A 13631-nucleotide genomic window follows, 5' to 3' on the forward strand; every position below is an offset into this window, starting at 1 on the left:
CCGCACAAAACACGAAAAAGCGGAAATTTTGTCTCCGTCATCAATCCGGGTTTATTGGCGGCAGACCTTTTTTCTTCATTTTCGGCTTTTTGCGACTGCGAAAATTTACTACACATTGCCACAAAGCTTTGCCTTGCCAAAAACGCTTCTTCTCTTGACTATAAATGGCTTCGGATAAAAATTGAATTTCTTTTTTAAATGTCGGCTCACTCAATTGTTTACTTATATCGTTTAAATTTAATATTTTCTGCTGCGGCCACTGTACTCTTGCCCAAGCTAATAAAGAAGTTTGCGCTTGCACCGCGTTATTTTTTAAACAAGCTTCCTGTAGGTTTTTTAATGCGTGTCGTTTATTTACATTGGCCTTTGGTTTGCGCCAAAAGAGCCATAATAGAACAGTAATAATCCAGGCTGCCGCAAAAACTATCGCAATTAACCAAGGTAAAGCCAGTGGTTCTTCTCTTGGCTTCACCTGTGGATTAAGGGATTGTTTTTTAGCCACCGGTGTTTCCGTATTCATTCCTGTGTTCCGGGGAGCCTGGGCTCCTTCTTTTGCATCAATATGAAAAGTTCGCGCTGGTAAGAGCGCAAACTCTTGTTTACCCGTATTAGTATTAAACCAGGGTACTCTTACTTCAGGTACCGTGATATCACCGGGTTTGTTGAATAAATAGGTAACTTTAATTTTTGCAGTGCCTAGTAATTCAGCGTTCTGGGTAGTAGTTTGAATTTCTGGTTTTTCTGAATAAATTTTGAAGTTATTACCCATACCTAAATCTAAGCCAGGAATTAATTCACCCGGCGCACCTTTCGCTTGAATAGTTATATTACGTATGAGGGTACTACCTTGTAAAAAGTTAGTAGCCGGAGAGCTTAACTCTTCTGATAAAACCACTTTTTTAGCTGGAAACCAATTCTTACCACTGAAAGAAGGAGGTATGGGTTTAACAGTGACTGTTAGAAGTTTACCCTGCAAGCTAACTTTACGCGGTACATAATCATAAACCAAAGCATTAAAACGCGGGGGAATTATTTCAAAAGAACCATTTTTCTGCGGGAAAATGGCATAGCGCTCTTCCTCCACAATATACGGCTCACCATTTTCAATGGTTTGATATCTCTTACCTTCCCCCAAGGGCAAGAGTAATGCATTTTCTACCGTGGGAGGTTGATATACTACGTCAATCAGGTTTTGTTTATTGTACAGTTTAACCGTAAAAGTAATTTCTTGATTAACAAAAACCTCAGAAGGATCTGCTTCTGTTTTTAATAAAACGTCATCGCCAGTAGCGTTGTTAGTAGTAGGCTCTACTTTTGCCTCGCCACTTATTTCTATGCTAGTCGCCTCACTGTGTTCATTACCAACTTGTATAGGTGGAATAGTTATTATTCCTGTTATTTTAGGCATTAATAAAATAGTCCAACGACTGACAGAGCTAGTTTGTCCATTTATTATGGAAAGGGATAAATTCCTCTCAGTACCTACTATATTAAAATCTTTTTGTAATGGAGTGAGATCTGGAGCAGCGGTATGTTGTTGAGCATTCTCAACCGAGAGAGTTAAGCTAAATGTCTCGCCCATGTGTCCTTTGGGGGGATTAACTTCGGTAATAATCGCTGCATCAGCAATACTATATGAAACGAATAACCATACTAGAAGATATTTTCTCATTGATTCCATCCATTTTGTCTTCTTAAATGATCACGTAATAATTTTTCTCGCATTAAACCACTAGGGTCGTCAGGTATTAAGCGTAACCATTGTTCTTTAGCTTCTTCTTGATTTTTTTTCTCCTTTGAAGCTTCACCTATTTCTTGCTTATCCTGATTTTGCTTATCCTGATTTTGCTTATCCTGATTTTGCTTATCCTGATTTTGCTTATCCTGGTTTTGCTTATCCTGATTTTGCTTATCCTGATTTTGCTTATCCTGATTTTGCTTATCCTGGTTTTGCTTATCCTGGTTTTGCTTATCCTGGTTTTGCTTATCCTGGTTTTGCTTATCCTGGTTTTGCTTATCCTGATTTTGCTTATCCTGGTTTTGCTTATCCTGATTTTGCTTATCCTGGTTTTGCTTATCCTGGTTTTGCTTATCCTGGTTTTGCTTATCCTGGTTTTGCTTATCCTGGTTTTGCTTATCCTGATTTTGCTTATCCTGGTTTTGCTTATCCTGGTTTTGCTTATCCTGGTTTTGCTTATCCTGCTGTTCTTTTTTTTCTTTTTTCAACAAATCTTCAATGATTTTGCGATTATGTAAAGCATCTTGATTGTTTGGATTAATTGCCAAAGCTTTGTTATAGGCGGCTATCGATTCTTCATATTTTCCCATATGAGCTAAGGCGTTCCCACGATTATAATGCGCTTCCTCTTCGTCTATAGTAGAAAGTTTTTTCGCAGATTCTTCATAATCGCCGGAACGGTAAGCTGCAGCTGCTTGCCAATCTTTACGTAGAAAAGTTTTCTTTGCTTCTTTATATTTATTTTGCTGCATAAGCTGCTGAGCTTGTTGATCTTTTGTTAGCCACAGATCTGTCCATGTCCAGGCAAGGCTTGTAGCTGGAGAAATAACCAGAAGCAATAAAATAGTTCTGTAGACACGACTCATTGTTGCACCTTTTGCAGCCATCCTTTTCTAAATACCGGTAATAAAAAGATGAGCGCAGGAATTAAAAACCATTTGCCTTCATCTTTCCAGACTGGGGCTTCATTTTGCAGATTAGAACTATATTGCTTATTGGTTGATGTATTTAACCATTCGTCCAAATCCGAAGAATCATCAGAAAAAGTTAACAACTTCCCTTTACCCTCTTGAGAAAACTCGCGAAAAGCCTCGGAATTTTGTTCTTTTAAAACTGGTAAGATAGAAACTTTAAAGCCAGCACCAGCTAAAGTAGAAGCAGCATTTATTGCCTCTTCAGAAGGAGCTGTGGCCGTTAAAACCAGAATATCTCCTTGATGAAAGCCTGCCTGTTCAAATAATTTTCCTGCTTCCTCCAGCGCGGTTTCTAATTTTTGTCCCTCTACGGGCATTACATCAGGGGCCAGGGAAGACAATAAAGAATCGATTGTCTGACTATCTTCTGTTAATGGTGAAACAACGAAAGGCTCACCACTATAAACGATTAAGCCATATTGAGCAGCATTTTTTGCTCCCAGTAAATCGTGTAATTTAAATTTAGCCCGGCTCAGGCGATCAGGGGACAAATCATTATTAAGCATGGAATCAGACATATCCAACAGCAAAATTTTAGGCTTTACTTCCTTGTAGGTAGGGACGGGTAAACGAGTCCACGAGGGGCCCGCTAAAGCAATCACCATACATAAGGCACTAATACCCAGAATAGTGAACGCACTGGATCTTTTTCTTTGATGCGTGTTGGCGAATAATTGTTTTAATAAATGCGAATCACAAACACTCTCCCATACCCGTAACATAGTAGGGCGAGAAAATAATAAATAAAAAATGATAGTTAAGGGTATAAAAGCCAAAAGCCATAATGGTCGAAGGAAATGAAATTCTGCCATTATTCTGTTGCCTCTTTCCGGTTAACAAATAACTTGGGGAAAGTGAGCCCCCCTATTTCAGCCATCCAATAAAAAAATAAAAATAAAGCGATAGCTAAAGGCCAAGGATAGTATTCCACTTGTGGTCTAACCGTTTCTTCCTCTTGGCTAATTTTTTCTAATTGATTAATTCTTTTATAAACTTCTTCTAAAGATTGCGCGTCAGTGGCACGAAAATATTTTCCACCCGTCAGGTCTGCGACTTTTTTCAAAGTTTCTTCATCTAACTCTGCAGCGGCATTTATTCCAAAAAATAAGCCATTTAATGGTACACTGCTACTGTCCGACCCTAAGCCGATTGTATAAACTTTAATGTTATCCCCTTTTGCTAATTCCGCCGCTTTTACAGGCTCTAAAACACCCGAATTATTTACACCGTCTGTCAGCAAAATAATAACCCGTCCTTTCTCTGGCGTATTTTGTAAACGTTTGATTGCCAATCCCAGAGCATCGCCAATAGAGGTCGTTTTACCAGCAAGACCTACAGTAGCATCTTCTATACGCATGAGGACGTTTTTGCGATCATAAGTGAGTGGTGTTTGCAGATACGCACGCATCCCAAATAATATCAAACCAATTTTGTCACCTATACGCTCTTGTACAAACTGTTCAGCAGCTCTTTTCACCACGGCCAATCGGGAGACTGGGCGTCCATGAAATAGCATATCAGGAAGTTCCATGCTCCCTGAAATATCAAGCACCAACATTATGTTATACCCTTCGCGCTTCAAAGGTTGCGGTTCTCCTACCCAACGAGGTCCTGAAAGCGCAAATAACAATAGAAACCAAATAATAAAAATTAAAAGAAACCGACTACGTTTAAAGCTCAGCTCTTGGTTTTTCTCTACTACTTGCACCATGGCATCAAAAAATGGCACCTTTAAAGCTGCAGCTAATTGAATAGGAATTCGTGGCAAAAAATACCAAATAAAAAAAGGTATAGGGAAAAAAAGAAGAACCCATGGGTAAGCTAATTCAAACATGGCCTCTCCTTTGCGCAATCCATGTTCGCGCCTGGCTAAACAATAAAATTATGTTACCGCTTGTTAGCTGGCGACGAAATGGGATTTCTAGTAACTCTACCTTAACCGCTAAAAAATTCGTATCTTTACCAGTTTTTGTTAGAAAAATTAACCAATCTTCTCCTTTAAGTGATGCGACCTGTTCACGAGGGAAATAAGCCAAAGCTACTCTTTTTAGTAACTCGGAAATCCTGGCACAAGCTCTTTGCGAATCGTTATCTTTTAAAAATTCGTCTTCGTATTTATTTAAAAGTCCTAAAGCCTCACGTTTGGGGCGGCCTTTCTTATGTTGGGTATAAATCAAAAGGGATATAAAAATGAGGGCAATCACAAGTATCGCCGCTAAGACATACCAGCCAGGAGCTAAAGGCCACCAGTGAATGCGCTCTGGCAAATGTATGTCTTTCAACTGCGCAAGCTCCGGTGGAGATGCCGCCATAATGGTAGTAGGCGTTAAAATTAAGCCTGTATAAAGAATGATTTTTCTCAAGAAAATTTTCATAGATTTATTAATTTCTTTATTCATCATGACAGTGTGGGCTAGCGAGCAGGCACAGCCTACAATTTAATTCCTTCTTGGGAAAGTCCCTCTCACTACCCACGCTACATCCATTTCAGCTGTTACCTGGGCATATTGAATATGTAAGCTTTTTAGCATAGCACGCAGATTCTCAATACGATTGTCACAGTATAAGCTGTAGGCTTGTGATACCTTATCATCAGCGGTATCTAGCAATAATTCTTGCGAACCATTGGAGATCGCATATTGTTGTGGCCTGGGCGGTGAAAGTTCTAAAGGATCGCAAATATGATAAGCTAAAATTTCGTTATTGACGCGTAATCGTGATAAATGATCTTTTACAATATTATCCACATTATAAAAATCACTTATCAATACCAAAATACTACCCGGTCGGATGACTCTGCGCGCTCTTAAAAGCGCTTGACTTAAAGGCTTGCCACTAATTTCATAATGAAAATTCTTTTCTTTAGAATATTGGCTTAATCCGCTTAGCAGAGTTAAAACACCCGCGTCTCTACCCATGGGCACATATTCACTATGACGGTCAGCTGAGAATAATAACCCGCCTATTCTGTCTCCTTGCTTCACAGTAGTCCAGGCAATTAAAGAAGCTAATCGCGCAGCAACCACCGACTTAAAAGCAACCCGCGTACCAAAGTACATTGAAGGATTAAAATCAACAATGACGACGACGGGCCGTTCGCGTTCCTCTTCATATAACTTTACATGAGGCTTACCTGTCCTCGCTGTAATACGCCATTCCATATGGCGTATTTCATCTCCGGGCTGGTAATTCCTTACTTCTGCAAAGTCCATGCCTCTTCCACGAATTTTAGAAACATGATTACCGGCACGTACTATCTTTTTTTGGGGATGAAATTTTACAGAACGTGCATAACGCTTGAGATCGATCAGCTCTGAAATATCTGCAACTATACCGTCTGTCATCATTTTCTTATGGCAACGCTACTTTGCGTAACAATTCATTAATAAAGTCATCACTATTTACCCCTTCGGCTTCCGCTTCAAACGTTAAAAGAATGCGATGACGTAAAACATCATGAGCAATAACATGGATATCTTCAGGGGTCACATAATCACGTCCACAAAGCCAGGCATGCGCTTTAGAGCAACGATCGAGGGCAATCGTGGCACGCGGACTTGCTCCATATCGCAACCATCTATGTAATTGATCACTATAACGATGAGGATTACGGGTAGCTACCACTAATTGCACTATGTAATGTTCTAAAGCATCGCTAGTGTGAACACTAAGTACTTGCTTTCTTGCTTGAAATAAAACTTTCTGCGGCAAGGGGGAAATAGTTACCTTTTCTTCCTCTGGTCTGGCTGTAGTCATGGCAAAAGCTTCGCGTCTTGCCAACTTTAATATGTCATGCTCAACAGGCGCCTCCGGGTAACTTATTTTTACATACATTAAAAACCGGTCTAATTGCGCTTCGGGCAAAGGGTATGTCCCTTCTTGTTCAATAGGGTTCTGTGTTGCCATTACCAGGAAGAGTTCAGGTAAAGGGTAAGTTTGCCCGCCAATGGTCACTTGCCTTTCTGCCATTGCTTCTAATAAAGCAGATTGTACTTTTGCTGGTGCACGGTTTATTTCATCGGCAAGAATTAAGTGGTGGAAAATAGGGCCAGGCTGAAAAACAAAAGACCCATCCTCAGGCCTATAAACATCTGTGCCAGTTAAATCCCCAGGTAATAAATCAGGTGTAAATTGGATACGGTGAAAATTTCCCTCTACTCCCAATGATAATTCTTTAACTGCACGTGTTTTTGCTAACCCGGGGGCTCCTTCTACTAAAAGGTGGCCATCAGCAAGCAAAGCAATTAATAAACGAGAGATTAGCTCTTTTTGTCCAAGGATTCGTGAATTTAAATACGCACTTAATTGTTGTATTTGTTGCTGTACGTTTTTCGTTGAAGAAACATCTATTTGTTCCATCTTCTCACCTTATATCTAGGTCCGGCCGCAAGGCCCGACAATCTTTCCACCTTCCTTTATTAAGCTTATCGCGCCCCAGCCTACAGAATTTCTATATTGGCAGCTTGTGGCCCTTTTTTACCCTGAATAACATTAAATTTCACCGCAACTCCATCTTGTAACGACCGAAAATCTTTGGGTCTTGTAGCCGCAGCATGGAAAAAATATTCGTCTTTACCAGCAATAATAAAACCAAAGCGTTTTTTGCGATCAAAAAATTTAATAGTTCCCGTCATTTTCTGTCTGTTTTTGCTTTTTTTATGTACTTTCTTACTAGAAAAGAGGGATTTTAGTTTTTGTATAATACTCATTAATGACATGGAAAATTCCTGTGAAATTGTGCAAATTAAGTTCTATACCACAATTGGGTTATTTTTCAAAATTTCAAGAAGCTTGTCTTGCGTGTTTTTCTCCAAATGGGTAAGGGGTAAGGTAGCGATAGCCAAGGCTTTATACAGATCTTCCACTGTATGTTTATTAAGTGTTTGTAAGTGTTTAGTAATCGTTTGAATATCTCCTCGTTGCAAAGGTCCGGTGAGTGCGGAGCTACAATCTGTATTATTAATAATATTTCTTAAGCTACTAGCCATTAAATTCTCAGTTATCTGCTTTGCTGCCTGCGTATCCATCCCGGCATCTTCATATAAATTTACCGCCCAATAAGCCAAGGTAACTAAATAATTGGACGCAATAACTGAAGCGGCATGATAACTCGCTTTTTTCTCTGGATTTACAGAGAAAATAATAGCACCCATCTGCGTAACAAGTCTTTTTAAATAATCTACCCCTTTGCTATCTCCCTCAACAGAGAAAAATACTCCATTAAACATAGCTTGGGTACAAGTAGTAGTAATTGCCTTTTGCGGATGCAAACTGGCAACTAAAGCTCCTTGCGTTTTTAAAGGGTTAAGAATTTGTGAACTTAACACGCCACTGCAATGAACTACCAGCGTATTAGTCAACTGAATAGTCGATGCTTGAATGTCTGCGACGATATTTTCTATTACATCATCAGGCGTTGTGATAAACAAAAGATCCGCAGGGGGCAAATCGTTCAATGAGGAACATGCGGTACCTGCCCCAATCATTTTCGCAGCGCACACGGCTGTATGTATGTGTTTATTATAAATACCTCCTATGCTTAAACCACAATTTACTAAAGCAAGTGCTAAGTTTTTTCCTAAACGGCCGCAACCAATTATATTAAATTTCATTTCTGATTCAGTTTAAAAAAATCTAAAGTGGAACGATTTAAATCATCGCTATAAATTGACTGATTATCTCTTTTTTTAGGACAAACAAAAATAATATTTGCCAACGCATGATCCCATTTTAAGGGTATAACAGCACAAAAACGAAATACACTGTGAATGGTATTAAAAAGTACTTGAGAAAATTCGTCCGTAAATAAAGGATTAGAAATAATATTAAAAATAGCTAAACCATTGTTATTTAAACGGGTAGATATTGATTGAAAATATTCCCGAGTGACTAATGCCGGCGGAATCATATTTTGATTGCTATACACATCAGAAACAATTACATCATACAAACTATTCTCTTTTAATAAAAAACTACGCGCATCTTCTCCTTTAAATTTTCCCTTAACAGGTTCATTTAAAAAATCTTTTTCTACAATGTCTTTTATGGCAGGGTCTATATCAATGTAAGTAATATCATTGTTATTTGTACCGGCTGCAGATAGAGTAAATCCGCCAGCCCCAATAATTAAAATTTTTTTATTCTGTAATTTAAGTTGTTCAAATAAAAGCGAACGAATAAAAGCAGCATAGGGGAATATTTTTTTATCAGGAGTAATCAAAGAGCTGTAGGAATCATTTATTAGCAATATTTTACTAAAATCATCTTGCTCCAATATGCGGTAATTGGCGTAATTATTTGTTTTTTTAAATTGTCCATGCTCTATGACTACATTTAGAAAAGCAATAAACAATAAGCACATAACCAAAATCATCAATCGCAAGAAGGAAACTTCACCATCTTTTTGTTGAATATATGCAATTAAAATAAATAATAAGCAGCAATTTATAAGAACGGTCCAAGCCACCCCCAACCATTGAAATAGTACTAAAGAAGTCAGTAGCGCACCTAAAAATGAACCTATGGTGCTTAGAAAAAGTGCTCGTCCACTGATACTCGAAATGCGCAATGATTGGCTAAATAAATTGGTAACTAACGGCACTGTTTGTCCTAGCCAGTAGACAATAGGGGAAAGTATTAGCATTAAAAATAGAAATAAACTCAGCAGGATAGGAAATTTTAAAAAATAAACAGAACCATAAAAAAAGAACGAGATGAAAAAATAACTCAAGCCAATCCCTATCCAGAGTAGACTTAAAATAAAGTTTTGGTTTAATTTCTTAAAAAAGTCTTTCTGAAACGTACCACCTCGCCAATAGCCTATAGCTAAAAACAGTAAAAATATGCCAATAATAATACTGGTAATGACTACACTACTCCCATAAAAAGGAATTAATTGGCGAATGGTAAGAATTTCCACCGAAATAGTGATAAAACCTTCAACAAGCAGGATAGTAAATATAAAATTTAGCATTTTTCTGTATTGTTTTTTTTCTATCTTTATAGCACGATGAAAGAGGGATAAACAGGAGCAATACTATGAAAAGGATGATTTCATTGGTGGCTTTTGGCGCTGTAATTAATGCGAATGCAGCAACTCAACAACTTTTATGGGGAGAAACCACAAAAGAAGGTTTAGCAAGTTTTACCGGATTTTCCAACCCGCAAAATGCTTTAATTACCAATCAATCACAACCCGACTATCAATTGAAACGTTTAAAACCCTCCGGTTCACCACACACTCGCTATCAGCAAATGTACAAAATGATACCCATATGGGGCCATGAAATAATTGTGCATTCTAATAAAAACAAATCATTAGTTACTGGCATGATGATTAAAGAAATAGAGCAAGATATACCAATACTTAATGCGCAATTTACCGCCGCGGCAATTGAAGAAAAACTTAGTAAAAAAATTACCGACCGCATAAAATTTAAAAAAACAGAAAAAATTATCTTTCTGGATCCTAAAAAGAAAGCACACTTGGCCTATCATGTTGTTTTTTACACAAATGGAACAGGCTTTCATATACATTCACCTAACTATATCGTCGATGCCCAATCGGGAGCCATTTTAAAAGAGTGGGACAATATGCATAGCGAGAATATAGGGCAAGGTATGGGGGGAAACTCTTTTCCTTTACCATACCGCTCTGGAGTCTTTCAACATGGCAATGCTTTTCCGGGGTTTCCATCCTTGGGAAAATTTGATGTACAAGTTGTTAACGGGTTTTGCCTGGTGGAAAATGAGACGTTTCGCACAATTAATTTAAAAAACACCCACCTGGGATATGATGCTTTCCCTGTCACCACTTTAGACGAGAGAGAAAAAAAACTCGATGTTTTTTCTTACCCTTGTGATGCCCTGAGCCAATATATTAATTTTAGCGATGGGTTGTCAGGCCCTATTAACTATTCCTATTCGCCAATTAATGACACCATGTATTTTGCGCAAAAAACCATAGAAATGTATCAAGCGGTTTACCACCAAGAAAAACCTTTGGGAGATGACTTGCCTTTGCGGGCATATACGCATTTGGGCGGGATGGATAATGCGTTCTCCATTCCGACAATATATGTCGGCAACCATATTTACTCGCACCAGCAAATTGTTATTGGTAATGGCGATCAATTTTTAACAGCACCTGCGCAAACGGTGGTCGGCCATGAGCTCTCTCATAATTTTACCGAGTTGAATTCTCGACTGATCTACGATGGTCAATCTGGCGGTATCAATGAAGCTTTTTCAGACATGGCGGCTATCGCATTGCAAGATTATCTTCGCCAAGAATATCCTTGGTATTGGGATGGGGAAGATTGGAGCCTTGGCAGGGAAGCCGTAATCGGAGGTTCTCCATTGCGATTTATGGATGAGCCTAGTAAAGATGGACACTCTATAAGCCATGCTGATGATTATCATGATGAGCTGAACGTACATTTTAGTAGCGGGGTATTTAATAAAGCTTTTTATTTATTAGCCCATAAACCCGACTGGTCTATTCAAAAAGCGTTTCAAGTCATGGTAGACGCAAACAAAAACTATTGGGCTCCTTTAGCCTACTATGACTTTGCGGCATGCGGGGTTATTCAAGCCACCTACGATAGAGAGTGGGATGCCGAAGCGGTTATAGCGGCATTTGATGAAGTGGGGGTGCACTGTCCTATTCATCATTTTCCGACATAGTGTATAATATCCAAAATTTAACTTAATTGACTAAAATGTAGATGGGTCTTTGTGGCCCATCTATGTTAGGCATGGTATTTCATTGAAACGTTCAGCTTTATTAATTGTCCTCTCTATGGTCTTCCTGGAGTGGTTAGATTTCACTCTCTATTTGTACTTAGCCAAATCTATTTTCGCTAAAGAATTCTTTCCCAACTCAGCGTATAGTCTCACTTTAACTTTTGCTCTATTTGCCGCCGCTTATTTAGCGCGACCTCTGGGAGGTTGGCTGTTTGGTAGCGAAGCTGACAAAAATGGCCGGCGTAAACCTTTGGTGTTTTCCTCGGCGCTAATGGGCTTGGCAACTATCGGGATTAGTTTATTACCAGGCTATAACGTTCTTGGAATTTACAGCACATGGATTTTACTCTTTTTACGGCTAATACAAGGACTTGCTTTAGGAGGCGAAATTAATACTTCGGGCATGTTTATGGTCGAACATCATACCCAAAAACCTTTGTGGGCTGGAAGTTTGGTAGCTGTAAGCGGCGCTTTGGGAATGTTCCTGGGCGGTACCATAGCGGCCTTATTACAATCTTCTTCTATATCTATTCTTTGGCGCTTGGTTTTTGCACTGGTTGGAATTATTTCTTTATACGTTTGTCGTTTGCGTAAAAAATTGAAAGAATCCCCCGAATTTTTACAAGCACAGTCTCACAAATCCACAATTCCCTGGACTAAATATTGGCCTGGTTTAATCAATATTGCTATCACCGGCGCTTTCGTTAGTGTTTCTGTTTATATTTGTAATATATTTTGGGTATCTTTTGCTATTGATCAAAAACTATGGAGCAGCGTGCAATGCTCTTGGGCCGGCTCACTGGCTCAATGTGGTTCAGCCATTTTAGCCTTGTTTTTTGCATTTTTTACTTCCCCCACAAAATGCAAAAAACTATTCCAAGGAGGAATGATCATTATTTCTCTTGCGGCCCCTGCTTTATTCTATTTCACTGCCATACAATCAACAATTGGAGTCATTTTTTCGTTGGGAGGCTATGTACTTTGCAATAGTTTAATTTGCTCTTCCTTGTTCTACTTCCTGTACTTACAATTACCTGCTCAATACCGCTGTCGAGGCGTTTCTACTATTTATGCTTTATCTGCTACTTTGGGCGCAATCCTATTACCCATATGCCAACAAATAGCCTCTACCAAATCATTTTTTTGGCTACCTGCTGGTTTTGTTTCGTTGGTTGCTATAATCTCCTGGGTGGTAGTGCAAATCAATAAACAGCAACCCGAGAAGTTTGAACATTCCGCGCTCGCGCAATTTAATTAATGGATTAACTTTCATGGTTTTGGATTATCTTAAAACATTCCCACAATTTATTCTGCCTAAGCATGGGTTAACTTCGTTAGCCGGAGTACTAGCTAATGTAAAAAACCCGGCGGTCAAGAATCATTTAATTAAAAATTTTATAAAAAAATACAAGGTCAACATGCACGAAGCCTTGCAAGAAGATCCGACACAATATGCATGCTTTAATGATTTTTTTATACGCCGTCTTAAACCAGAAGCAAGACCCATTGCAAAAGCAGACATTATTTCTCCCGTTGATGGTTTTGTAAGCGAAATTGGAAGAATTGATACGGGACGTGTCCTACAAGCCAAGAAAAAATTTTATTCCGTAAAACAACTTTTGGCTTTTGATCCGAAAAGCCAATTATTCGAACATGGTTTATTTGCCACCCTCTACTTATCACCAAAAGACTACCATCGTGTCCACATGCCTGTAGACGCAACCGTAGAGAAAATGATTTACGTACCAGGTAAGCTTTTTTCCGTACAACCAACCACTGCACGGGTTATTCCTCATTTATTCGCACGTAACGAGCGTCTGGTCGTTTTTTTTGATACGCAAGCAGGTCCTATGGTTATGGTATTAGTAGGCGCCACGATTGTAGGTGGTATTGGTACAAGCTGGCATGGAGACCTGGTGCGCGGCCCTCACATAGCGCATTTTGAGTATGCGGAGCCTATTCATTTGGAAAAAGGCGATGAAATGGGATATTTCAAATTGGGATCTACCGTAATATTACTCTTTGCCGATGGGGAAAACATAAAATGGGCCCCCCATTTTAAAGCCGGTGACCCTATTCATTTTGGAGAAAAGTTAGGAAATAAAGTTAAAAACTAACCTTGATAAAACCTGTTGCCACTAACTTAATTTAGCAAGATAATGAATAAAGCAAAT

General features: G+C 38.9%; 13 protein-coding genes. 3 read left to right on the plus strand and 10 right to left on the minus strand.

The genetic code is table 11. From position 1 onward, the window contains the following. Nucleotides 1–40: 40 nt before the first annotated feature. The 10 genes from EL206_RS08275 to EL206_RS08320 all read right to left on the minus strand — a co-directional run bounded on the left by EL206_RS08275 (nucleotide 41) and on the right by EL206_RS08320 (nucleotide 9685). Complete coding sequence (locus EL206_RS08275) at nucleotides 41–1672, minus strand: protein BatD (RefSeq protein ID WP_058462459.1); 1632 nt, start codon at nucleotides 1670–1672, stop codon at nucleotides 41–43. Beyond that, nucleotides 1669–2604, minus strand: a complete 936-nt coding sequence (locus EL206_RS08280; protein WP_141117180.1) for a tetratricopeptide repeat protein — start codon at nucleotides 2602–2604, stop codon at nucleotides 1669–1671. The genes EL206_RS08275 and EL206_RS08280 overlap by 4 nt, the downstream gene beginning before the upstream one ends. Further along, nucleotides 2601–3527, minus strand: coding sequence for a VWA domain-containing protein (locus EL206_RS08285; protein ID WP_058462448.1), 927 nt, complete (start codon nucleotides 3525–3527; stop codon nucleotides 2601–2603). Before EL206_RS08285 ends, EL206_RS08280 begins: the two co-directional genes overlap by 4 nt. Further along, the gene (locus tag EL206_RS08290; protein WP_058462447.1) at nucleotides 3524–4546 is read right to left on the minus strand and encodes a vWA domain-containing protein; all 1023 of its coding nucleotides are present in this window, start codon (nucleotides 4544–4546) and stop codon (nucleotides 3524–3526) included. The genes EL206_RS08285 and EL206_RS08290 overlap by 4 nt, the downstream gene beginning before the upstream one ends. Beyond that, nucleotides 4539–5087: a DUF4381 domain-containing protein gene (locus EL206_RS08295; protein ID WP_232048535.1), complete on the minus strand. Its 549-nt coding sequence runs from the start codon at nucleotides 5085–5087 to the stop codon at nucleotides 4539–4541. Before EL206_RS08295 ends, EL206_RS08290 begins: the two co-directional genes overlap by 8 nt. Nucleotides 5088–5150: 63 nt before the next feature. Continuing rightward, nucleotides 5151–6056, minus strand: a complete 906-nt coding sequence (locus EL206_RS08300; RefSeq protein WP_058462446.1) for a DUF58 domain-containing protein — start codon at nucleotides 6054–6056, stop codon at nucleotides 5151–5153. A gap of 7 nt (nucleotides 6057–6063) precedes the next feature. After that, nucleotides 6064–7071, minus strand: coding sequence for an AAA family ATPase (locus EL206_RS08305; RefSeq protein WP_058462445.1), 1008 nt, complete (start codon nucleotides 7069–7071; stop codon nucleotides 6064–6066). 80 nt (nucleotides 7072–7151) lie between these two features. After that, nucleotides 7152–7421 carry a cold-shock protein gene (locus tag EL206_RS08310; RefSeq protein ID WP_084758859.1) on the minus strand — a complete coding sequence of 90 codons (270 nt, stop codon included), beginning with the start codon at nucleotides 7419–7421 and terminating at the stop codon, nucleotides 7152–7154. Nucleotides 7422–7463: 42 nt separating this feature from the next. Next, a complete protein-coding gene (locus EL206_RS08315; RefSeq protein WP_058462443.1) occupies nucleotides 7464–8324 on the minus strand; it encodes a Rossmann-like and DUF2520 domain-containing protein in 861 nt (286 codons plus the stop codon). Next, complete coding sequence (locus EL206_RS08320) at nucleotides 8321–9685, minus strand: fused MFS/spermidine synthase (RefSeq protein ID WP_058462442.1); 1365 nt, start codon at nucleotides 9683–9685, stop codon at nucleotides 8321–8323. The genes EL206_RS08315 and EL206_RS08320 overlap by 4 nt, the downstream gene beginning before the upstream one ends. A 65-nt stretch (nucleotides 9686–9750) precedes the next feature. Between EL206_RS08320 and EL206_RS08325 the strand changes: the two genes are divergently transcribed. From EL206_RS08325 to asd, 3 genes are all read left to right on the plus strand, one after another. After that, on the plus strand, nucleotides 9751–11397 hold the full coding sequence (locus EL206_RS08325; RefSeq protein ID WP_058462441.1) for a M4 family metallopeptidase: 1647 nt from the start codon (nucleotides 9751–9753) through the stop codon (nucleotides 11395–11397). Nucleotides 11398–11479: 82 nt separating this feature from the next. Beyond that, on the plus strand, nucleotides 11480–12715 hold the full coding sequence (locus tag EL206_RS08330) for an MFS transporter (RefSeq protein WP_058462440.1): 1236 nt from the start codon (nucleotides 11480–11482) through the stop codon (nucleotides 12713–12715). A gap of 13 nt (nucleotides 12716–12728) precedes the next feature. Further along, nucleotides 12729–13574, plus strand: coding sequence for an archaetidylserine decarboxylase (asd, locus tag EL206_RS08335; protein ID WP_058462439.1), 846 nt, complete (start codon nucleotides 12729–12731; stop codon nucleotides 13572–13574). Nucleotides 13575–13631: the final 57 nt, after the last annotated feature.

Source organism: Legionella adelaidensis, from assembly GCF_900637865.1.
Taxonomy (GTDB): Bacteria; Pseudomonadota; Gammaproteobacteria; order Legionellales; family Legionellaceae; genus Legionella_A; species Legionella_A adelaidensis.